15 protein-coding genes are annotated in these 22,274 nt (G+C 41.1%); 10 read left to right on the top strand and 5 right to left on the bottom strand.

From position 1 onward, the window contains the following. Positions 1–455: 455 nt before the first annotated feature. The 3 genes from KSO91_RS10440 to pyrE all read left to right on the top strand — a co-directional run bounded on the left by KSO91_RS10440 (position 456) and on the right by pyrE (position 4,971). A complete protein-coding gene (locus tag KSO91_RS10440; protein ID WP_238742945.1) occupies positions 456–3,341 on the top strand; it encodes an insulinase family protein in 2,886 nt (961 codons plus the stop codon). Between the two features lie 264 nt (positions 3,342–3,605). Continuing rightward, positions 3,606–4,328 (top strand): ribonuclease PH, encoded by a 723-nt coding sequence (rph, locus tag KSO91_RS10435; protein ID WP_238742944.1) that lies wholly within the window; start codon positions 3,606–3,608, stop codon positions 4,326–4,328. Position 4,329: 1 nt separating this feature from the next. Beyond that, positions 4,330–4,971: an orotate phosphoribosyltransferase gene (gene pyrE, locus KSO91_RS10430; protein WP_238742943.1), complete on the top strand. Its 642-nt coding sequence runs from the start codon at positions 4,330–4,332 to the stop codon at positions 4,969–4,971. Between the two features lie 363 nt (positions 4,972–5,334). Here the strand turns inward: pyrE and KSO91_RS10425 are convergent, their stop codons facing one another. The 3 genes from KSO91_RS10425 to KSO91_RS10415 are packed head-to-tail and all read right to left on the bottom strand — an operon-like array spanning position 5,335 to position 10,143. After that, entirely contained in the window at positions 5,335–8,415 is a 3,081-nt protein-coding gene (locus KSO91_RS10425; RefSeq protein ID WP_238742946.1) for a multidrug efflux RND transporter permease subunit, read from the bottom strand. Between the two features lie 8 nt (positions 8,416–8,423). Continuing rightward, entirely contained in the window at positions 8,424–9,545 is a 1,122-nt protein-coding gene (locus KSO91_RS10420) for an efflux RND transporter periplasmic adaptor subunit (RefSeq protein WP_238742942.1), read from the bottom strand. Positions 9,546–9,579: 34 nt separating this feature from the next. Next, positions 9,580–10,143 (bottom strand): TetR/AcrR family transcriptional regulator, encoded by a 564-nt coding sequence (locus KSO91_RS10415; protein ID WP_238742941.1) that lies wholly within the window; start codon positions 10,141–10,143, stop codon positions 9,580–9,582. Between the two features lie 222 nt (positions 10,144–10,365). Between KSO91_RS10415 and rep the strand changes: the two genes are divergently transcribed. After that, on the top strand, positions 10,366–12,375 hold the full coding sequence (gene rep / locus KSO91_RS10410; protein WP_238742940.1) for a DNA helicase Rep: 2,010 nt from the start codon (positions 10,366–10,368) through the stop codon (positions 12,373–12,375). 152 nt (positions 12,376–12,527) lie between these two features. Here rep and tolC read toward each other — a convergent pair whose 3' ends face one another. Next, the gene (gene tolC / locus KSO91_RS10405) at positions 12,528–13,838 is read right to left on the bottom strand and encodes an outer membrane channel protein TolC (RefSeq protein ID WP_238742939.1); all 1,311 of its coding nucleotides are present in this window, start codon (positions 13,836–13,838) and stop codon (positions 12,528–12,530) included. Positions 13,839–13,952: 114 nt separating this feature from the next. Here tolC and nudF point away from each other — a divergent pair, with 114 nt between their 5' ends. From nudF to parE, 4 genes are all read left to right on the top strand, one after another. Next, positions 13,953–14,597, top strand: a complete 645-nt coding sequence (gene nudF, locus KSO91_RS10400; protein ID WP_238742937.1) for an ADP-ribose diphosphatase — start codon at positions 13,953–13,955, stop codon at positions 14,595–14,597. 183 nt (positions 14,598–14,780) lie between these two features. Next, complete coding sequence (gene cpdA, locus KSO91_RS10395) at positions 14,781–15,608, top strand: 3',5'-cyclic-AMP phosphodiesterase (protein ID WP_238742936.1); 828 nt, start codon at positions 14,781–14,783, stop codon at positions 15,606–15,608. A gap of 127 nt (positions 15,609–15,735) precedes the next feature. Next, complete coding sequence (locus KSO91_RS10390; protein WP_238742934.1) at positions 15,736–16,308, top strand: YqiA/YcfP family alpha/beta fold hydrolase; 573 nt, start codon at positions 15,736–15,738, stop codon at positions 16,306–16,308. Between the two features lie 114 nt (positions 16,309–16,422). After that, positions 16,423–18,312 (top strand): DNA topoisomerase IV subunit B, encoded by a 1,890-nt coding sequence (gene parE, locus KSO91_RS10385; protein ID WP_238742932.1) that lies wholly within the window; start codon positions 16,423–16,425, stop codon positions 18,310–18,312. 100 nt (positions 18,313–18,412) lie between these two features. Here parE and KSO91_RS10380 read toward each other — a convergent pair whose 3' ends face one another. Further along, on the bottom strand, positions 18,413–20,182 hold the full coding sequence (locus KSO91_RS10380; protein ID WP_238742930.1) for an EAL domain-containing protein: 1,770 nt from the start codon (positions 20,180–20,182) through the stop codon (positions 18,413–18,415). 562 nt (positions 20,183–20,744) lie between these two features. On the opposite strand from KSO91_RS10380, the gene KSO91_RS10375 reads away from it, so the two are divergent. Together KSO91_RS10375 and KSO91_RS10370 are read left to right on the top strand one after the other, a co-directional pair. Then, positions 20,745–21,161, top strand: coding sequence for a hypothetical protein (locus tag KSO91_RS10375; RefSeq protein ID WP_238742928.1), 417 nt, complete (start codon positions 20,745–20,747; stop codon positions 21,159–21,161). A 329-nt stretch (positions 21,162–21,490) separates the two neighbouring features. Next, entirely contained in the window at positions 21,491–21,865 is a 375-nt protein-coding gene (locus KSO91_RS10370; protein WP_238742926.1) for a nuclear transport factor 2 family protein, read from the top strand. Positions 21,866–22,274: the final 409 nt, after the last annotated feature.

Raw genomic sequence — 22,274 nt, 5'->3', positions numbered from 1 at the left:
ATAATTCCACTAAGTTATTCATATGCCCACCTTGTTTGCTTTCAAATCGTTTCTTGGTCGAAAGATCTGATCGCTTGGTGGGCATTTAGTTCAATTTTTTATTCTGTTATCCAGAATTCAGGTTAATTACTAAAAGTATAATAGCGAAGTTATTATTAACTTCGCTATTTTCATTCACTCCAAGCGTATTTTCATCTCCAATACAACCTGCCTAATTTATATAAGCACTTAATTTTTTATAACTTAGTTTTACCTAAGCCGATAAGTTTCTACATACTCGCAATCGCTGAGTTTTATTTCTTCTAATGGGGTTTGTGGAGATGTTAGGGAATCTCTGCTTTTTAAGGGGGAGCGTAGTTACAAGCGTGGTCAATAAGGTCGTTCTTTCATTTTTATTCGATTTATAGCATAGTGAGTAATCTATAAAATTAATTTCCAATTTAAGAGAGCAACGAATGTTACGTATTAAGCCTGTTTATCTTCTACTCAGCAGCTTGTGTGCCATCTTTCCTACCTTTTTATCTGCCACTTCTATTAGCCAAGCTGAGCCTTTAATGAAATCTTTTAAGATAACTAATGCGTCAATAAAACAGAGTCCCAATGACTCGCGAGCATATCAGATGATCCGTTTAAATAACGATCTTGAGGTATTACTTATCTCCGATCCGGATTTAAAAAATAGTGCTGCTTCGTTATCGCTACCTATCGGCAGTATGCATAATCCCGATGTGCAATTAGGTCTGGCACATTATCTAGAGCATATGCTTTTCTTAGGATCACAGCGTTACCCAACGATTAATGAATACAGTCAATTTATGAGCCAGCATGGTGGTTATACTAATGCTTATACTGCGCAGGACAGCACCGTTTATGGGTTTGAAGTCAATGATGAATACTTGGGGGAGGCGCTCGATCGGTTGGCTGATGTAATGCGGGCTCCTTTGCTTGATGAAAAGTACGCTGAAAAAGAAAGGCATACGGTTAATGCTGAAAATAAAACTTACTTTGATAATGATATGCGTAAGTTATATGCATTGCAGCGCTATACACTTAATCCAAAGTATCCGATGGCGCGTTTTAGTACCGGAGATTTAACAACTTTAGTCGATAAACCAGGCAGCAAGTTGCAGGATGAATTAGAGCATTTTTTTACGAGTTACTATTCAGCTAATCTGATGAAAGTTGCATTAACGAGTCCGCGTCCTATTGCCGAGTTAGAGCAGATAGCCAGTTTATACCTGAGCCAAATTCCCAATAAAGAAGTCCGTCAGCCTCTCATTATAGCTGATATGTTAACCGCTAAAGAGGCGGCCATAAAAGTGACAATGAAACCCACAGCCGATATTAAGTTGCTACAAGTTAACTTTTTAGTCCCCAGTGTTAAGGATGAATACATGTATCAACCCGGTGGTTATATTAGCCGTTTATTAGGGTCAGATCATGAAGGGGGCTTGTCAGATTATCTAAAAAAAGCGGGCTTAGTGGAATCTGTAATGGCGGGTTTTTCTGCGACTTATAGTGATACCCATTCACAGTTCACGATACAGTTTAAAATGACCAATGCAGGTGTAAAGGCGCAAGATAAAATAGTGGCTAGCCTGTTTGCTTTTACCGACTTAATTAAAGAAAGAGGTATTAATAGAGCACAGTTCCAGGAACAGAAAAAAAGTTTAGATACACGTTTTGAATTTTTAACAAAAAATGCAGGGTTTAATTATGTGATGGCCTTGTCTGCCAATATGCAGCGTTATCCCAGCCAAGATTTGCTGTTTTTTCCTTACCGTTTAGACAGCTTTAATAAAAAGTTCATAACGCAGTTATTGACTTACCTTACCCCGGCAAACGTACGCGTTTTTGAACTCAGTCCCGATGCCAAGGGGGGCGTGCAGATCCCTTATTATCAAGGTGAATACGCAACTACCTCGATTTCGATGCAAACTCAGCAAGCTTGGTTAAGTGCAGCGGCAGAGATCGAATTGTCTTTGCCAAGTGGTAACGAGTGGCTGCCTGAAAATTTAAGCCTAGTGAAGAAAGATCAGACGCAAAGCGCGGAGCAACTAGTCAATAAACGCGGGCACTCGCTTTGGTTCCAACAAAGCGGGTATCTAGATGAGCCGAAAGCGAGCTTTAAGCTGCAGCTTAATAACAACCTCGCGGACCAGAATGTGACATCGCGGATCACCATGAGTTTACTCTTAAATATGCTTAACAAACAGTTTGCTGAGTTAAATTCGGCCACCCAAGAGGCGGGATTAGGTTTTTCATTAAGCTCTTCCAACGGTCTGCTGATTAGTACTTCTGGGTATAGTGACAAGCAGGATAAGCTGTTGTTAAGGGTCTTAAGTGACATTAAAAAAACACAGGTTAGTGAGCAGTCACTCGCACTTGCGAAAGAGGAAATAAGAAGGCGTCTACATAACAAAGCAAAGATTAAACCGATGGATTTGGCAATGGATGGCTTTAGGGATCTGGTACGACAACCCGCTTGGTCAGATGCCACTTCAGTTGCGGCAATCGATCAGATAAGTATAAAAGATGTGCATCTTTTTATACAACAGTTGTTTGAAAAATCCAGTTTGCGTTTATTAGCCTTAGGTAATTTAAGCCGACAACAGGTGCTTGATTTAGATCGTGCGCTGGAAGCGATAGTTGCAGTCCAAGCTCAGCCTTTTTATGTGATTTCTCGTTTACATGCGCAACCTGATGAAGGCCCGTTGAATTACGCACTTAACTCTGAAATGCAAGATGATGCTTTAGCGGTGATTTATCTAACAGATCTACAAGGCGATAGGCCGCTTGCAACAGCTGAATTACTTAATAAATTATTGTCGCCTGCATTTTATGATCAGATCCGCACTCAGGAACAGCTCACATACTCTCCCTTTAGTGTGAGTTTTCCAGTAAATGATAATGTTGCTTTTGGCCTTTTTACACAAAGTCCAGCTGTCGACAATGCGCAGTTATATAGACGTTTTTCTGCTTTTTTACAGAGTTTTAGTCCCTTGTTATCTGCCACGACAGAATTACAATTTAATAAGATCAAAGCTGCCCATATTGCTAATTATCTCGCTAAACCGACCTCGCTTGCGAATGAGTTTTCTTACCTCAGTAATGAATGGTTAAGTATTAAAAGTGAGATAAATAATAAGCAGGCTTATATCGATACTTTAACTGATATCTCTTTACAGGAAGTACAGGCCTTTTATAAACAGATTTTTTTGCAGGGTAAACACCGGCAGGAGATACTTATTCAGGTGCAAGGTGAAAAATTCAGAAGTGAAAAACTGTTAAGTCTGCAAGGTGAGCAGAAAATGACTAATGTCGATTTATTGCCTAAATAACCGTTTTAGTGACTGGCTGTCAGCTCACAACAAGCACATAACTATTAAGTACACAGAGAATACAAAGCAACCCATAACAAAAAAATGTGTGGGTTTTAACCTTCATTTTCTCGTGCCTTCGTGGTTAATTAAATGCTTTTGAACTTGCCAATGACCAATAAATCCGCTGTCGTGGCTATCAGCGCTTAGCTTTATTCTTCTCGTGACCTCTATGCACTTTAATTCTATAATACGCCTTCATTTTTTCAGAAGGCTTTGTAATTTATGCGTCCTAGTAATCGAACTCCAGAACAAAATCGCGATATTAAAATCACCCGTAATTACACGGACTATGCTGAAGGCTCTGTTCTAATCGAAATGGGCAATACTAAAGTGCTTTGTAATGCATCTGTTTCAGATTCTGTGCCGCGCTTTTTAAAAGGCAAAGGCAAAGGTTGGGTAACTGCGGAATACGCGATGTTGCCTCGTGCGACGCATACGCGCAATATGCGTGAATCTGCCAAAGGAAAACAGGGCGGACGTACATTAGAAATTCAACGCCTTATCGCTCGTTCATTACGTGCTGCTGTTGATTTAGAAGCCTTAGGCGAAAATATGATCACCGTTGATTGTGATGTTATTCAAGCCGATGGTGGTACACGCACTGCTTCTATCACTGGCGCCTGTATTGCACTGGCGGATGCGCTTAATTGGATGGTAAAACAGGGTAAATTGAAAAAAAGTCCACTTAAACAAATGATCGCAGCTGTTTCTGTCGGTATTTATAAAAGTACACCCGTGTGTGATTTAGATTATGCTGAAGATTCAAATGCACAAACAGATATGAATGTCGTCATGACTGAAACGGGCGGTTTGATTGAAATTCAAGGCACAGCTGAAGATGGCAGTTTTAGCCATGAAGAGTTACTCGCTATGCTCGGCCTTGCAAAAGGGGGGATCGACAAATTAATCGCTGAGCAGAAAAAAGCCTTAAGTGCGGAGTCATAAAATGAAAGATTATCAGCAAGAGTTTATTGAATTTGCGATTGAAAAAGGGGTCCTCAAGTTTGGCGAATTCACCTTAAAATCGGGCCGAATTAGCCCCTATTTTTTTAATGCAGGTCTGTTTAATAGCGGGCGTGACTTAGCGCGTTTAGGGCGTTTTTATGCGGCGGCATTAGTCGATTCAAAGATTGAGTATGATTTGTTATTTGGTCCCGCTTATAAAGGGATCCCAATCGCTACGACCACTGCAGTTGCTTTGTCGGATACTTATAATTTAGATTTGCCTTATTGCTTTAACCGCAAAGAGGCAAAGACCCATGGTGAAGGCGGTAGCTTGGTCGGCGCTGAATTAAAAGGCAAAGTGATGTTAGTTGACGATGTGATCACGGCGGGTACTGCGATTCGTGAGTCAATGGATATCATTGAAGCGCATAACGCCAAGCTAGCGGGGGTCTTGATTGCATTGGACCGCCAAGAAAAAGGCAAAGCAGACCTTTCTGCTATCCAAGAGGTTGAGCGCGACTATAATGCCCAAGTGATCTCTATCGTGCAGTTAAGTGATTTAATTACTTATCTAGAAACACAGCCGGGTATGCAAAAGCACCTTGATTGTGTAAAAGTTTATCGCGAGCAGTACGGTATTTAATGCGTTGCTAGCAAATAATAAAAAGCCACTCAAATAGTGGTTTTTTTTGGTTTATAAATAACCTCAATTCTGGATAAGCTAAACGATACAGTACCGTTATTTACGCGTATTTCTGCGTTAAATCATCTGCCAATAACCAGTTATTGCTGCGATGATTCGCCTTGAACTACGCAAAACTAACAGCACTGTATAATATGTTTTTTAACTTGTTGATATTTAATCTGATTTCGCTTCCATTATCCAGAACTGAGGTTAAATACGTAATTTATCAGGCTAATCGCATCTTTCCAAGAGCATAAAAAAGGCCTTAACGCACAACGTTAAGGCCTTTTATTGAGTTCCTATTATTCCTTAATTCACCCCTTACTGTTCATGTACCTTATGCTTTATGCTTTCATCAAACACTTCACTGTGCTTGTGGGTGCTGGCGATAAATGAATAGATAACCGGTAAAATAAGTAGCGTAAACAGCGTCCCTATTGATAAACCAGCCACAATAACGATACCGATGCCAAAGCGACTAACCGCCCCTGCGCCTGTTGAGAAAAGCAGTGGGATTAAACCCGCTACCATGGCTGCCGTCGTCATTAAAATAGGACGTAAACGTACAGTGGCGGCTTTTTTAACGGCATCAATACGATTTAAACCATGATGTAATTGCTCCTCTTTGGCGACTTCTGCAATCAAAATACCGTGTTTGGTTATCAGTCCGACTAAGGTTATCAGACCGACTTGCGTATAGATGTTCATGGTCGCGGCGCCCCAAGCTAGGGCTACGAGCGCGCCACTGATAGCAAGCGGTACTGTCATTAAGATAACCAGAGGATCGCGGATGCTTTCAAACTGACTGGCCAGCACTAAGAAGATAATAAAAATCGCGAAGATAAAGGTCATATAGAGTGCGCCGCCTTCAGACACAAACTGGCGCGCTTCACCTAGATAATCATGACGATAGCCTTGTGGTAGTTTGCTTGTTGCCAATTCTTCAAAGAAGTTAATGGCATCACCCATCGCAACACCAGGGGCTAATACTGCGCCAATGGTTGCACTATTTAGCTGGTTAAAGTGAGAAAGTGAACGCGGTTCAGCCGTTATGTCAATGGTAATTAAACTACTCAGTGGCAACATATCGCCATTTTTAGCACGCACATAAAAGTTACCTAATTTGTCTGGCGACAAACGGTATTGACGTTCTACTTGTGCAATGACTTCGTAGCTACGGCCATAAAGGTCAATACGGTTTAAGTAACCATCACTGAGTAATGTACCTAATGTGATACCAATGTCTTGCATGGTCACACCATAAGCGCCTGCTTTGTCCCTATCAATTTTGATATTCATGGTGGCAGAATCAAATGCGAGATCTAGCTCAGAATAAACAAAGTTAGAATTAGTTTGTGTCGCCGCAAGTACATCGCTGGCTATGGTTGCTAAGCTTTCAAACTGATTTGCTGTGGTGATAACAAACTGCACCGGTAAACCGCCTGACGAACCTGGTAATTCAGGCATTTGAAAGGCAGTGGTTGCCACTGATGCAACGCTATTGAAGAGCGGCGCTAATGTGGTCGCGAGCTCTTTGGGGTTCTTTTCGCGTTGACTCCAAGGCTTCATAATCGCAATACCAAATGCTTGATTGGCATTGGGTACACCGGAAATACCGAGCGTACTTTGCACTTCAGGCTGTTTGGATATTTGCTCAGTAATGACTCCTATACTTTTTTGAATGTAATCGAGATTGGCATTGGCCGGTGCTTTTGACATCATCATTAATGCACCTTTATCTTCTTTGGGAGCCAGTTCTGCAGGAATAGATTGAAACAGAAAAGGTAGGGAGATAAAGACTAATAAAGCAAAAATAATAATCGCAGGACGACGGGTCATCAATACATCAAGAAGGCGTGAATAACGTTCAGTTAGCCCCGCTAGAGCTGATTCTACGGTCTTTTCAAAACGATTCGGTTGTTGATTGCTTTTAAGCATTTTACTACACATCATCGGTGATAGTGTTAATGCAATAATACCCGATACAAAAACAGATCCGGCCAGTGTTAATGCAAATTCAGTAAACAGCGAACCAGTTATCCCGCCCATTAATGCAATGGGGGCATAAACAGCCGCCAGTGTAATGGTCATTGATATAACGGGTACCGCAATTTCACGTGTACCAATAATCGCCGCACGAAAAGGTTCTTCTCCTGCCTTGATATGGCGATCAATATTTTCTACCACCACTATCGCATCATCAACCACCAGTCCGATAGCCAGCACCATCGCTAACAGCGTCATTAAGTTAATCGTAAAACCAAAGAGCTGCATCACCATCAGTACACCAATCAGTGACAGAGGAATGGTAATGATGGGAATAATTACCGCGCGCCAAGAGCCTAAAAATAGGATCATTACAGCCAATACAATCAGACCCGCTTCTACGATGGTCTTAACTACTTCAGAAATGGATTCCTCAATGGCCAGTGTTGAATCATAGAGCACTTCCATTTTTATTGAGCTTGGCTTGTTTTTTTGTAGCTCAGGCAACATATCACGCACGCCCGCCGTGATATCTAGCGGGTTGGCACTTGGCGCTGCATCGATAGCAACTACAACCGCTTCATTACCATTTGCCATGGTGCGAGTGGCATCGTGACTTTTTTCCAATGAAACACGGGCGATATCTTGTAAACGTATTACTTTACTATCTTCACGGGTTGCGATAACCAGATTTTCCAGTTCAGCTGCAGTTTTTACCTGGGTGTCGCTGCTACCATTAAATAAAGTGTAATAACTGTTTGCTTGACCTGTTGCCGACTGAATATTATTGGCTTGTAAAATTTGCACGACATCTTGGGCTGTTAGGCCAAATCCAGCCATACGCTCCGGATCCAACCAGATGCGTAGCGCAAATTTAGTGCCACCATAAAGGTTAACTTTGGCAACACCGTTAATACTAAACAGTTGCGGTTTAATAACCCGCTCAAGGTAATCAGTAATTTGACTTGCATTAAGCTGTTCACTTGAGAATGCGATATAAATAACCGAGGTGCTTGATCCCGTACTCATATCAATAGTCGCATCTTCTGCTTCACTGGGCAGTTGCGAACGCACACTATTTACCTTGGCAAGAATATCAGCCACTGCACCATTAGGGTCAGTATTGAGTTTCATATAAACAGATATTTTTGAATTACCCATGAAGCTTTGTGAGGTAATAAAATCGATATTATCGGCTTGCGCAATTGCCTGCTCTATAGGTTGCGTAATAAAACCTTGAATAAGGTCCGCATTGGCGCCGTAATAACTGGTTGAAACAGTGACGACAGTATTGGTCATCGTCGGGTACTCTCGTACCTGCATTTTACTTAAGGCCTGTAGACCTAATAATACGAGCAATAAGCTCAGTGATATTGCCAGTACAGGACGGCGTATAAAGGTATCAGTAAATTTCATCATTCCTCCTATAGTGCTGGAATTTCAGCGGGTATATTTAGAATGTCAGATTCAGTTACTTGAACATGCGCGCCATTACTTAAACGTACTTGGCCGCTTGTTACAATGACATCTCCTTCGCTTACGCCACCTAACACATGCACTGAGCCACCTTTGCTTTTACCCAATTTTACGATGCGCTGATCTGCCCGTAAAAAGGTTTTGCCCGCAGCGTCTTCTTGCTCTGTTATTAGATAAACGGTTTCGCCATAAAGCGTATAATTAATCGCTGTTTCCGGAATAATGATTTGCTTTGTTAAGGTCGGTAAAATGATGTTGGCTTTAGCAAACATACCAGAACGTAATTTTTGTTCTTTATTGGGAATGTCAGCCTGTACTTGGATCACGCCACTTTGGTAGTTAACAGCAGGTTCAATCGCTGAGATAGTCCCAGTGAAAGGGGTCTCTGGCTCTGCATCTACAAAAATATTCATCGCTTGGCCGATATGTATTTTATTAAGATCGTTTTGCGGTACAGTGAAACGGAGGCGCATTTTACTGACGTCTTCTAAACGCACAATATCAGAACCGGCAGTTAAATAATCGCCTAAGAAAACGTTGCGTAAACCGGTGATACCATGAAAGGGTGCGCGGATAATTCGGCGGCTAATCGTCGCTTGATAACTTTCTATTTGTCCCTGCAATGCTAAGAATTCAGCTTCTGCATCATCAACTTGTCCTTGTGAAACGGATCCTTTTTTAAGCAGTGATTTCATGCGTTTGTAGTTACGCTCAACCGCAGGCATGCGCCCTTGAGCCGCTTTGAGGTTGGCTGTTTCTACTTCTGAATCAAGGTAAATAAGTGCATCACCCGCTTTAAGTTTTTGTCCTGATTCAAAATTGATGCTGACCACTTTGCCAGCCACTTCATTGGCAATATTAACGCCTTGAATAGGTTCGATAAAACCAATTGCTCGCAGGTGAGGCGTCCACTTTTCAAGTGTGATGTTGGTGGTGGTCACCGAAAATTCAGGAATCGGACGGTTAGCTAGAAACTCTCTTATTTTCATGGCCTTAAACATATTAAAGCCAATAACACTACCGAATACCAATATGGCTAGTAATATTGCCGAAGCGATCCATTTTTTCATTGTGTTACCTTAATTAGATTAAAAATTATTGATATTAAATTTTTTGAATGATTAACCAAGATGCGTCTCTGACTTGGTCGATTTGTTGTTCATCTAGCTGCAAATCCTCCCTTAAAACTTTTTTTGCTAAATTAATCGAGCTATCAAAGCTTAATGAGATTAACGCCGCAATTTGCCAATTGTGAAAGAGTCCCTGATCGATTCCTTGCTGATAAAAATTTATTAAAGGAGCAAATTCATCTCCACTACATAAAGCCGTATTTTCTGGTGCTAAGTGGGGCTGTGAAAAAAGCATCTCAATCACGGCTAAGCGTTTTGGATTATTTGACACCCCATTAAATACATTGCGCCACAGCAAATTATATTTTTGTTGCGGGCTTTGAGTCCCTTGCCAACCCTCAAAGCTAGTTTGAGAAATCTTTAGGTTAATATCTCGATACAATTCAGTGATGAGTGCGTCTTTATTTTCAAAGTAGCGGTAAATAGTACCGGCAGCAATACCCGCATTGTCTGCTAATAGCTTCATTGAAAATCCATAAAAACCACGTTCAGCAAGTAGCGTTTCGGCGGCATTTAAAATGTTGCTTCTTTTATTCATAAATACACCCTAGTGAATGAACGTTCATTATGGTGTATTTATCTGACTTTGCAATAATTAAATGAAGTTAAATTGCGCTTTAAAAGCATTTCTCAATAAACAAAATCGGCTTCTGTTAGTCGTTCTTTACACCCTACATAGCAATTCATATTGGGCGTTGGTATTCACCACAAACTCACGTAACATATCCTTGAAATTATTGACATCACTTTAGGAAAAACCATGAAACTGAACCCCGGGCAAGATGCCGCTGTAAAAATGATCTCAGGCCCCTGTCTTGTTTTGGCGGGCGCGGGCAGTGGAAAAACGCGCGTTATTACCAATAAAATTGCTCATCTAATACAGAATTGCGACTATTTTGCCAAAAATATTGCCGCAGTCACTTTTACCAATAAAGCCGCGCGTGAAATGAAAGAACGTGTAAGTCAAACACTTGGTCGTAAAGAGGCGCGGGGTTTGATGGTGTCGACCTTCCATTCACTGGGGTTAGATATCATTAAGCGGGAATATAAAACCTTAGGCATGAAAGCCGGTTTTACCTTGTTTGATGATCAGGATACCTTGTCATTATTAAAAGAACTTACTCAAAAGCAGCTGCAGGAAGATCAGGATCTACTTAAAGCATTAGTCTCGCAAATATCAAATTGGAAAAATGCTTTAGTATTACCGCCGCAAGCGATAAGACAGGCAAACGGGGAGCGAGAGGTTTTATTTGCTCATTGTTACGACCTTTATCAACGTCAGTTAAAAGCCTATAACGCATTAGATTTTGATGATTTGATTGTTTTACCTACTTTATTGTTAACGCATAAAATCGATGTGCGGTTACGCTGGCAGAAGAAAATTCGCTACCTATTAGTCGATGAATACCAAGATACCAACACGAGCCAGTATGAATTAATTAAGGCTTTGGTCGGAGAACGCGGCCGTTTTACCGTCGTTGGGGATGATGACCAGTCTATCTATTCTTGGCGTGGTGCTCGCCCTGAAAATTTAGTGTTATTGCAGAAAGATTATCCGCAGTTAAAAGTGGTGAAATTGGAGCAAAATTACCGCTCTAGCCAGCGCGTATTAAAAGCGGCTAATGTGCTGATTGCTAATAATCCTCATGAATTTGAAAAACGTTTGTTTAGTGAGTTGGCTTATGGCGAGTCGATCAAAGTACTCTTTGCTAAAAACGAGAAGCATGAAGCTGAACGGGTTGTGACGGAGTTATCGGGCCATAAATTTATGAATGGGGCTGCTTTTAGCGATTATGCCGTCCTTTATCGTGGCAATCATCAAAGCCGTTTACTTGAGAAAGTACTGATGGAAAACCGTATTCCCTACCGTATTAGTGGCGGCACTTCGTTTTTCGCGCGTAGTGAAGTCAAAGATATAATGGCTTACCTTAAACTGCTAGTGAATCATGATGATGACAATGCTTTTTTGCGTGCGGTAAATACGCCCCGAAGAGGAATCGGACCAAACACTTTAGAGAAACTCGGTAGTTATGCAAATATCCGCCACAGCAGTTTATTTAGCTGCAGCTTTGAAATGGGCTTAGAGCAAACCTTGTCAGGTAAGGGGTTGCAATCATTGCATGTTTTTACCCGCTGGCTGGTGGAATTAAATGATCGCTTAAAAAGGGAAGAACCCGTTGAAGTGGTGCGTGATCTGATCCGTGATATTGGTTATGAAGATTGGTTGTATGAGAGTAGCCCTAGCCCTAAAGCGGCAGAGATGCGCATGAAAAACGTGTCGATGTTATTTAAATGGGTGACAGAGATGCTTAAAGGAGATGATCTTGATGAGGGGATGACACTTGAACAGGTGGTGGCGCGTTTGACCCTACGCGATATGCTTTCTCGTAATGAAGAAGAGGAAGAGTTAGATCAAGTGCAGTTAATGACGCTGCATGCATCCAAAGGGCTGGAGTTCCCATTCGTCTATATGATAGGCATGGAAGAGGGTATTTTACCGCACCAAGTCAGTATTGATGAAGATAATGTCGACGAGGAACGCCGCCTTGCTTATGTCGGCATTACTCGTGCGCAGAAAGAGTTAACTTTTACGTTGGCGAAAGAGCGCAATCAATATGGGGAGTTGATTAAACCAACACCGAGCCGATTCTTATTTGAACTGCCTCAAGATGATCTTGATTGGGAAAGCGGCCCAAGAAAAAAAACAGATGATCAGAAAAAGCAGTTAGCGGAAAAAGGGATTGCCAATTTACGCGCGCTATTTGATTAGTATTTCAGGTTGGTGAATACTTGCTTTTTTTCTTTACTAGTGACTTTTTGGGTGCTCTTTTTAAGCTGACGTATGCTGACATTATTTCTAACTTGACACTTAAAAAAAGGAAAGCAGTTCGCTTTCCTTTAAGGGCTATTTTCCGCTGCCGTTTATTTCTCTATTAACCCTGCAGAGACATCGACTATATCTTGCTCTGCTAATGTGCCTGCTGAGAATTTAAGCTGTAGCATATTAATAATATAATCATAACGCACATTGGCGAGCTGATTTTCAGATGCATACAGATTACGCGTCGCATCGAGTACATCAACAATGGTACGGGTACCCACTTCAAAGCCAGCTTCCGTCGCTTCAAGAGCGCTGGTTGAAGATTTTACCGTTTGCTCATAAGCTTGGATTGAACTGATCGATGCGCGTACATTGTTATAACCACTGCTGACTTGTGATTCCGTATTTCGGAACGTTTGCACTAAATCTTCACTGGCTGCGATGTAATTAAATTGTGCTTGTTTAACCAGTGACGTGGTTTTGCCCCCGGTGTAAATAGGTACATTCAACTGCACGCCAATGGTGGCCGAACTCATCTCTATATCGTTACTTGCCGACGAATCGTAATCAGTATCGCTATAACCTAAGCTCGCGGTTAAATCTAAGGTGGGGAGATGGCCCGTTTGAGCTAATTCAATCTGCATTTTAGCGAGTTCTTTTGCAATTCGCTTGCCATGTAGATTAAGGTTGTTTTCGAGGGTTTTATTGCGCCATAGTTGAATATCGCCCTCTAATTTTTGCGCTGAAAAAGTATCGGTATTGAGATAAGCGATATTTTGGACATCTTCGCCAGTCAATTCGCGCAGTGTGTAATAGGAATTGTCTAGGGTATTTTGTGCGGTTATTTCATCAGCTATAGTGCGATCATATTCTGCTTGTGCTTCATGAACATCGGTAATAGCAATCAGTCCGACCTCAAAACGCTGCTTAGTTTGTTCTAGTTGACGTTCAACCGCACGTTTGTTGGCCTGTACCGATTTGACCGCTTCATCTGCCCGTAATACATTGAAATAAGCGGTTGCCGTTCTGACTAATAAATTTTGTGCCGCATAACCATAAATGGTTGCGTATTGTGTTGCTTGTTTATCAGCAAGATCGAGCTGTTGCCAGTATGCACCATTATAAAGGGATTGGCTTAAAGATATATTAGCTCCATAGTTGGAATTAGTTGCTGTATCTTCACTTGCATTGGTATAACTGGCATTAAGACCAAAACCGATTTGTGGTAATAAAGCGGCATTTGCTTCCGCACTTTTTTCTAAGAAGATGTCATATTGCGCTTTGCTTTTTAAAATAATGGGATCTTTGATTTTAGCGGTTTGGTAAATTTGTAATAAATTATCGGCGTGAACAGAGTAACTGATACTGCTTAATGCAATGAGTGAAGCCAGAGAGATTCGTTTTATGGTCATGACCAAGCGTCCTGTTAGTAAGGTTAAATAGCCTAAAAATAAGCCAGCATACAATTGATTGAGTTTATTATAAAATAGTTGCGTTATATAGATATTTTAAAAGGATAGCAGAAAATGAATGAACATTCAGTTTTAAGTGAGTCAAGTGAAATAGTCGCGCGTAATTATACTCAAAACGATGTGCGAATATTAAAAGAAGAACCCTTATATAAGGGTTTTTTTAAGTGTACGAAATACACTCTGCAGCATAAGCTCTTTGCAGGAGGTTGGAGTGAAGAACTGCAGCGCGAGTTCTTTGAACGTGGTCATGCCGCGGCTTTATTGCCTTACGACGTGAAAAATGATCGGGTTGTTTTGCTCGAACAGTTTCGTTTTGGTGCAATGGGCACTAAGCAATCACCGTGGTTATTTGAGCTGGTGGCGGGGATGATTGAAGAGGGGGAAATAGCGGCAGAGGTGGCCAAGCGTGAAGCACTGGAGGAAGCGGGGTTGATCATTAAATCGTGCCAATTTATCTGCAATTATCTAGTTAGTCCTGGCGGCACTACCGAGCAGATCGATCTGTTTATCGCTAATATTGATAGCTCACTAGCCACTGGATTGCATGGTTTAGCCGATGAGGGGGAAGATATTCGTGTCCATGTGATCCCGAGAGAAACCGCTTATCAATGGGTCGTGGAAGGTAAAATCAACAATGCAGCGACTATTATTGCTCTGCAATGGCTTGAATTGAATAAAGAAAAGGGCCTTCAGTTGTAATTTTTGTTTTTTTATTAAGCATAACTGCAAAATAAATGAGGCATTGCCTGCAGTTTTGCTTTTTAGATGGCAATCAGGGCTGAGCAAATGATAAAATTGTGTACTTATATAAATCACCAAATGATTGTTTGATTTATAATCAGCAACCGGTTAATAAAATATTTCAATCAATATATGAGCGTTATGAAGAAACAAGTCGCACAATTAAAAGCGAACGCAGAAGGTAATTTACCGTTGCTGCAGATCACCGACACCCATCTTTTTTCCGATAGAGATAAAGATCTGCTCGGCATCAAAACCGTGCAAAGCTATGAGGCAGTGATTGACCATGCGTTACGCTACTCATCTGAATGTCTGGCGGTATTATCAACAGGTGATCTTTCTCAAGATCACTCCGCACAATCTTATGTGAATTTCAGCACCCATATCAAAAAACTAAATATGGCCTGTTATTGGTTGCCTGGCAATCACGACATACAAGCTATTATGTTACCCAGCTTATTGCAGGAAGGATTAGCGCAAACCAGACAAATTATTAGTGATTATTGGCAAATCATTATGCTCGACTCACAAGTTGAAGGCGTTGTTTATGGTGCATTAAGTGACCAGCAAATATGTTTTTTAGAAAAAGCATTGAGTGAGTTCCCTGAAAAACATACGTTAATTTGTATTCATCATCATGTTTTACCTATGGGATCAAAATGGCTTGATCAGCATATTTTAAAAAACAGCCAGCCATTTTTAGACGTGATCTCCTCCTTCGATAATGTTCGTGCAGTTTTATCTGGGCATGTCCATCAAGCGGGTGACACCTTGAAAGATGGCGTCTATTTTATGACAACGCCATCCACGTGTGTCCAGTTTAAAGAGAAATCCGATGATTTCTCTCTTGATACACGTGCGCCAGGCTATCGTTATTTATCACTTAATAAAGGGGGAGACATCAGTACTCATATTGAGCGAATTGAATCGGGCGCATTTACAGTAGATTCAGATGCTAAAGGTTATTGACTGGGCAAAGCAAACATTTAAATGCGGCTCATTATCTGGCCGCCACGTTGGAGTTTATCGTGTTATGCCCCGCCGTTATCAATCTTGACTGTGTTAAAAATACATCCTTATTGTCGGAGTTGCGCTAATGGCAAAAATATTATTAGCCTTGCACGGTTTTCATAGCTCGCCTAATTCCTTAAAAATACAACAGATGGACGCTTATTTAACGCAGTATTTTCCAGAGATCACTTTAGTCTGTCCACAACTTCCCTGCTTACCTGAGCAAATGTGGGAAACCATCAAAGCTATTTTTGAACAACATAAAACCGATCAAATTGCCGTGATGGGCAGCTCTCTTGGTGGTTACTTGGCCACTAAAGCCGCTTCTGTATATCAAACTAAAACACTATTGATTAATCCAGCGGTTGCCCCTTATCGCTTATTACAATGTTATGCCGGCATGCAAACTCATCCCTATACCGCTGACAATTATCTGATTGATGAAGATTACATGGCACACTTAAAAGCGTTAGAGGTGACCTGTTTAAGGGATCCACAAAAATATTGGGTGTTACTACAAAAAGCGGATCAAATCTTAGATTACCGTGAGGCAGCAGAAAAATATAAACAGTGTAAGATAACCTGCGAAGCGGGAGGGGACCATAGCTTTATCGGTTTTGACCGCTATTTATCAGATATTATTCAATTTTTATTTTAACATAACAGCCGTTTTCATTGCTCATGTTGCAAATATAAGCGGTAAATATATACTCTCGCGCATTCAGCGTGGGACTCGACCCAATTATTTTATTTTTTCAAAATAGGCACAAGCATGAGCGAACAGTATAATTCAGACTCCATTGAAGTTCTAAACGGACTTGACCCCGTTCGTCATCGCCCCGGGATGTACACTGAGACATCACGGCCCAACCATCTTGCACAAGAAGTGATAGATAATAGTATTGACGAAGCATTAGCAGGACATGCCTCCGTCATTCAAGTGACTTTATATGAAGATCAATCCATCGAAGTGATGGATGATGGACGCGGTATGCCCGTTGATATTCACCCTGAAGAAAAAATTTCAGGGGTTGAACTGATTTTTTGTAAATTGCATGCAGGTGGTAAATTTTCCGGTAAAAATTATGAAATATCAGGCGGATTACACGGTGTTGGTATTTCAGTGGTTAATGCCCTATCAAAACGCGTTAATGTCACTATTCGTCGAGATGCACAAATTTATGAAATAGCCTTTGAAAATGGTTATAAAGTCGAAGAACTGCATGTCACCGGCAGTTGTGGCAAACGTAATACCGGTACTAGTGTGCACTTTTTCCCGGATCCGCATTATTTTGATAGCGCTCGTTTTTCAGTTTCGCGCCTGCTGCACTTATTAAAAGCGAAAGCAGTTTTATGTCCGGGTTTAAGTATCAAATTTAAAGATAAAGTTAATAAAAATGACTACCAATGGTGTTATCAAGATGGCTTAAACGATTACCTTCTTGAGGCGGTATCTGAAAATGAACTGTTACCTTCAGCCCCTTTTGTTGGCAAATTTTCGGCAAATAGTGAGATGGCGGATTGGGCGGTAGTGTGGTTGCCTGATGGTGGAAATTCGATAGCTGAAAGCTACGTTAATTTGATTCCAACGTCTCAGGGCGGAACACACGTTAATGGTTTTAGGCAAGGGTTATTAGATGCAATGCGCGAGTTTTGTGATATTCGCAATCTATTGCCGCGGGGGCTAAAATTAACGCCAGAAGACATCTGGGATAAGTGCGCCTATGTGCTTTCCGTTAAGATTAAAGAACCGCAATTTGCCGGGCAAACCAAAGAACGACTTTCATCGAGGCAGTGTGCTGCGTTTGTATTGGGCGTAGTAAAAGATGCGTTTAGTTTATGGCTTAATGCCAATGTTAATAAAGCCGAGTTATTAGCCGAATTTTGTATTAATAATGCTGCGACACGTACTCGAAAAAGTAAAAAAGTAGCTCGTAAAAAAATCACCCAAGGCCCCGCATTGCCTGGTAAGTTAACTGATTGTTCAACTCAAGAGCCGGAGCGTGGTGAACTGTTTCTCGTCGAAGGTGACTCCGCTGGCGGTTCCGCTAAACAGGCGCGCGATAGAGAGTTTCAAGCTATTATGCCGCTGCGCGGAAAAATAAAAAACACTTGGGAAGATGACTCGGATATTATTTTAAATTCTGAAGAGATCCATAACATATCGATAGCGATTGGTATCGATCCCGCTTCCACTGATCTGTCTGGGCTGCGTTATGGCAAAATCTGTATTCTGGCCGATGCCGATTCTGATGGTTTACATATCGCCACATTGATTTGCGCGCTCTTCGTACAGCATTTTCGCTCCGTCGTCGATGCCGGCCATTTGTTTGTTGCCATGCCGCCCTTATACCGAATCGATATTGGTAAAGAGATTTTCTATGCGCTTGATGAGTCAGAAAAAGATGGCATTTTAGATCGTATTGAAGCGGAGAAAAAACGCGGTAAAGTAAACGTACAGCGCTTTAAAGGATTGGGTGAAATGAACCCCTTACAATTGCGAGAAACCACCATGGATCCGAATACTCGACGGTTAGTGCAATTAACCATTGAAGATGCAGAAAAACTGATGGAAGTGATGGATATGCTATTAGCTAAAAAACGCGCTGGCGATCGTAAAGAATGGCTAGAAGAACGCGGTGATTTGGCGTCTGTTGATTAATGTTGTTGATACCATAAGTTTGCATTCGTAATTAATTTAAGCAAGCAACTACCTACAGGTTAATCACTACTGCCGAACAGTTGCTGGCAAATATATAAAATTAACTGACTTTTTCTTGCCGGCTATTTATTGTGTGCTGGCTATCGTAGACAAATAAGGCGTTACCTCTTATTTTTTTAGCCATAGATTTTGCATAGGAGGCCAAGACGGCCACATCATGATGACTGTTACAAATTGGCGGGGGTAAATTGACGCAACCGATGGATAGCGTGAGCAAGGGGTATGATTGCAACTTGCCTGCGCGATCTTCGCCAGTTATTCCGCCCATCACTTGATGCTCTGGAGTGTATCGATGGCGCACCCATTCAGAAAAACAATCGAGAATCTTTACGCACTGTGTATGCCAATTATTCGTCGATAAAATCATAATAAAATCGTCGCCCCCGATATGACCGATAAAATCCTCACTGTGAGTAATAACCTGCCGTAATATGTTGGCAAGACCGAGAATAATTTGATCCCCTTTCTCATAACCATAATGGTCATTGTAAGGCTTAAAATTATCTAAATCGATGTAACAGATAACAAACGAATTGCTTAATTGCAGACGTTTATCTAGTTCTTTGCTGATAGGTACATTGCCGGGCAGCAGGGTTAAGGGGTTGGCGTAGCGCGCATTATTTATCTGCAAATGGGTAATCTCTTTAAGAAGATCAATAACTGAGCCAACGCCTTGGTATTCACCGTTATGGGTGATAATAAACTCCAATGTTTTTTGTTTGCCAATTTGACCGCTAATTAAAACACTCGCTTGTTCGATAGATAAACTTCCTTCTAAGACAAGCACGTGATTATCAACCAATGTGGCAATGCTTTTTTTACCCGATAACTCGCATCCATATTGTGCAAAGAGCAAATTAGTGAGGCTGTTACGGCGCAGTAAACCGATAGACCTGTTTTCTTCAATTACGGGGATGCTTTCTAAAGCAGGATATTGATTAAATATATTAGCGCAATATTCAACTGTGGTTGACTGGTTAATGGCATTAACATATTGAAGTAACTCACTGATTATTATTACGCCGCTTGCAGATGGTTTGACGACAATTTTGTTACTGAACAGACCTTCAGGTATGCGCCTCAGCGGTAATAATGCCGGGCGGCCGATATAGTAGCCCTGACAAAACTGTAGGCCCATTTTCTCTATAAAGCGGTACTCATTCTCTGTTTCAATACCCTCTGCAATAACTCTGCAGTTTAGTTCTAGGGCTATATTTTTTATAGAAGTAACAAACTGCTGTTTTACCTTATCACTATCTATATCACACATAAAATGGCGATCAATTTTCACGTAATCTGGGCGTAGTTCATACCACATGCGTAGTCCTGAATAACCGGAACCCAAGTCGTCCATGGCAATTTCAAATCCCATCTCTTTATAATGTTTTAGCGCATCGCGTACCGCCTCATAATTTTCTAAGGGGCTGTGTTCGGTTAATTCAATGACCACACGCGCAGGATCAAGTCCTATCTTTTTTAGTAAATCTAAGGTGCGACCCGAACGAAAATTAGGCTGAAATAGTGTTTCCGGGCTGGCATTGAGAAATAATTTCCCGGGAAGGTTAAACTGCTTAAATTGAATAATGGATAATTCGCGGCACAATAACTCGAGTTCCACTAATCGACCTTGTTGACGGGCGGTTTCAAATAGCGCGATCGGCGAGTGCAAAGAACTATTAATAGGACCACGAATTAATGCTTCATAACCAAAAATAAGATGTCCATTATTTTCAATAATCGGCTGAAAATAGACGCTTAGCTTTTTGCTCTGAATAATGACATCAAGCGGTAGTTCGGTTAAATTGTTCATCAGCTCTTCTTATTATTAATTTTTAAATCATCATAAGAATGATTGGTGACACTTTTATGAAAGCGGCAAAAAAACACACTAAGCGCAGCGCTTCTGATTGGTCAGCCGAGGCTTCACTTTACGGGGGGGTTCTGGGATACGTATAGCTAGAAGGGTTCCTTGACCGTGTACGTTATTTTAGACTTGCCGCCCAGTTAATAGTGTAAAAGCGATATTATCACCCATTTCTAACGCGTTACCTGAGTGAATTGCATAGGTATGCTGAATTAATTTCAAGAATATGCTAACGTATTTTAAAATTGAAGTACTACAAAAGTCAGCAAATGGAATGTGTTTGTTGATTGCTACTCGGCTCGTGTTTTACACGAGCGAATATATAACTGAATAGCCGGATGCCCTAGTTCCGCACTTCCGGGGGGCTGTATGGTAACAGATCGTTCGACCTCGACCGAGGCCCTAGAAATACCTAAGCCATGACATTTAGGTAAATATCTTAATTAATCTAGTCTATGTTTATTAGCGCGCTATGCAGCACTATTTTTTATAACTCAGGAGAAATATAATGAATATTAAACTTAAAAAGTCTATTGCTATATCAATGATTGTCGGACTTGGCATTCAGCTTTCAGCGTGTGGCACCATTCTGAATCCAGAAAGAAAAGGTCAGAGCGCTGGTCAGCTTGATACGAGTATTGTTGCATTAGATGCCATTGGCTTATTGTTTTTTCTTGTTCCTGGAATCATAGCCTTCGCGGTGGATTTTAATAATGGCACCATCTATTTACCTGGAGGGTCAGCATCTATTAATACGGGTGAAGTAAATATTGTGCATATCGAAGGTGACGTTACCAACGAAAAAATTGAGAACGCCATCTTCGAGCAAACAGGAGATACTATCAGCCTTAGCAATAGTCATGTTCAGTCAATTGAAAAGATGACGACTCTTGTCGCGCTTAAAAATGAAGTAAGATTTTTATAGAACGCTTAAGACTTATAACAAGTGCGAGCAAACGGGCGTTTTAGTCTCATTAGCATTTCCCCAAAAAGTCGCACAAACACCACTAAGACTAAACCGTCCTTGTCGCAGGCGTTATACAAATAAATGAGAAATCAACCTGATCCAAACAGACATCTATGGCGTTGTGGTTTTAGAATAACTGTTTTGCTGTTTTCATGATTTTTTTTGGGGGGGGGAATGCCTTTCCAAGCGCTTTAAAGTAGGCTATTGGAGCTCTCTTTTCTATAATAATGGGCTGTCAGATTCATTCTACAGCCTCAACATATGTTCTTCATTGTATTAGGCGGGAAATGGATATAATCATTGAGCAAGAAATGGCTCTTCATCAAGTCTGGTTTAGAACCAATAAATCAGTTGTCGAGCGTTTATTACACCCTGAATTTAGGGAAGTTGAAGAGTCGGGCCGAAGCTATAACTTTCATGAAATCGTGTCATTCATGGAGAGTGAGAAACACTCAGAAGATAGAGTTCATTCTCAAGACTATGAGTTGATAAATTTAGAAAGTAGCAGCATTCTTTTACTTTATAAATCTGCCTTGTTGAAACCCACTGGTGAATACAGTTCTTTTGCTAAACGTTCTTCTATTTGGGTTAAATCAGACGGGCGATGGCAAATGAAATACCATCAAGGCACCAATTGTGAAGCATTTGAAATAAACACGTAAGCAGCTGCGGGGAGATATTTGGGTTTTGTCACGGTTTTCAAAAAAACAGTAAAAATTTCTCCGACCGATGCGCCAGTATTTGCGCGTTAGGCCAATCAGGTGGGAAATAATATCACTTGAGGCTGTTATTCAGCCTTCTTTCTTTCCCCCTTTTTATTGGGGGCGGCGATTGAAATGAAATTGATATTTCTAAGATTGAACCTGATGATAAAAATGGATCGAGTAGCGAATAAGTCTCACATGATTTAAAACTGAAGGCTAAGCTCGATAAAAGCGTGGCTAAACGTGAGCTTACGGCAGCGTAGCTCAACTTCCATTTTTTGTTCTGATTTAATACGGGTAACTCATCCATCAGGACTTAATTATGTCAAATCCAGAGCAACTTAGTAGCGTTATTACTGCATTTGAG

The organism is Psychromonas antarctica (assembly GCF_022267535.1).
Taxonomy (GTDB): Bacteria; Pseudomonadota; Gammaproteobacteria; order Enterobacterales; family Psychromonadaceae; genus Psychromonas; species Psychromonas antarctica.
Note: the sequence above shows the minus strand (reverse complement) of the source record. Positions and strands in the feature narration are given on the sequence as shown.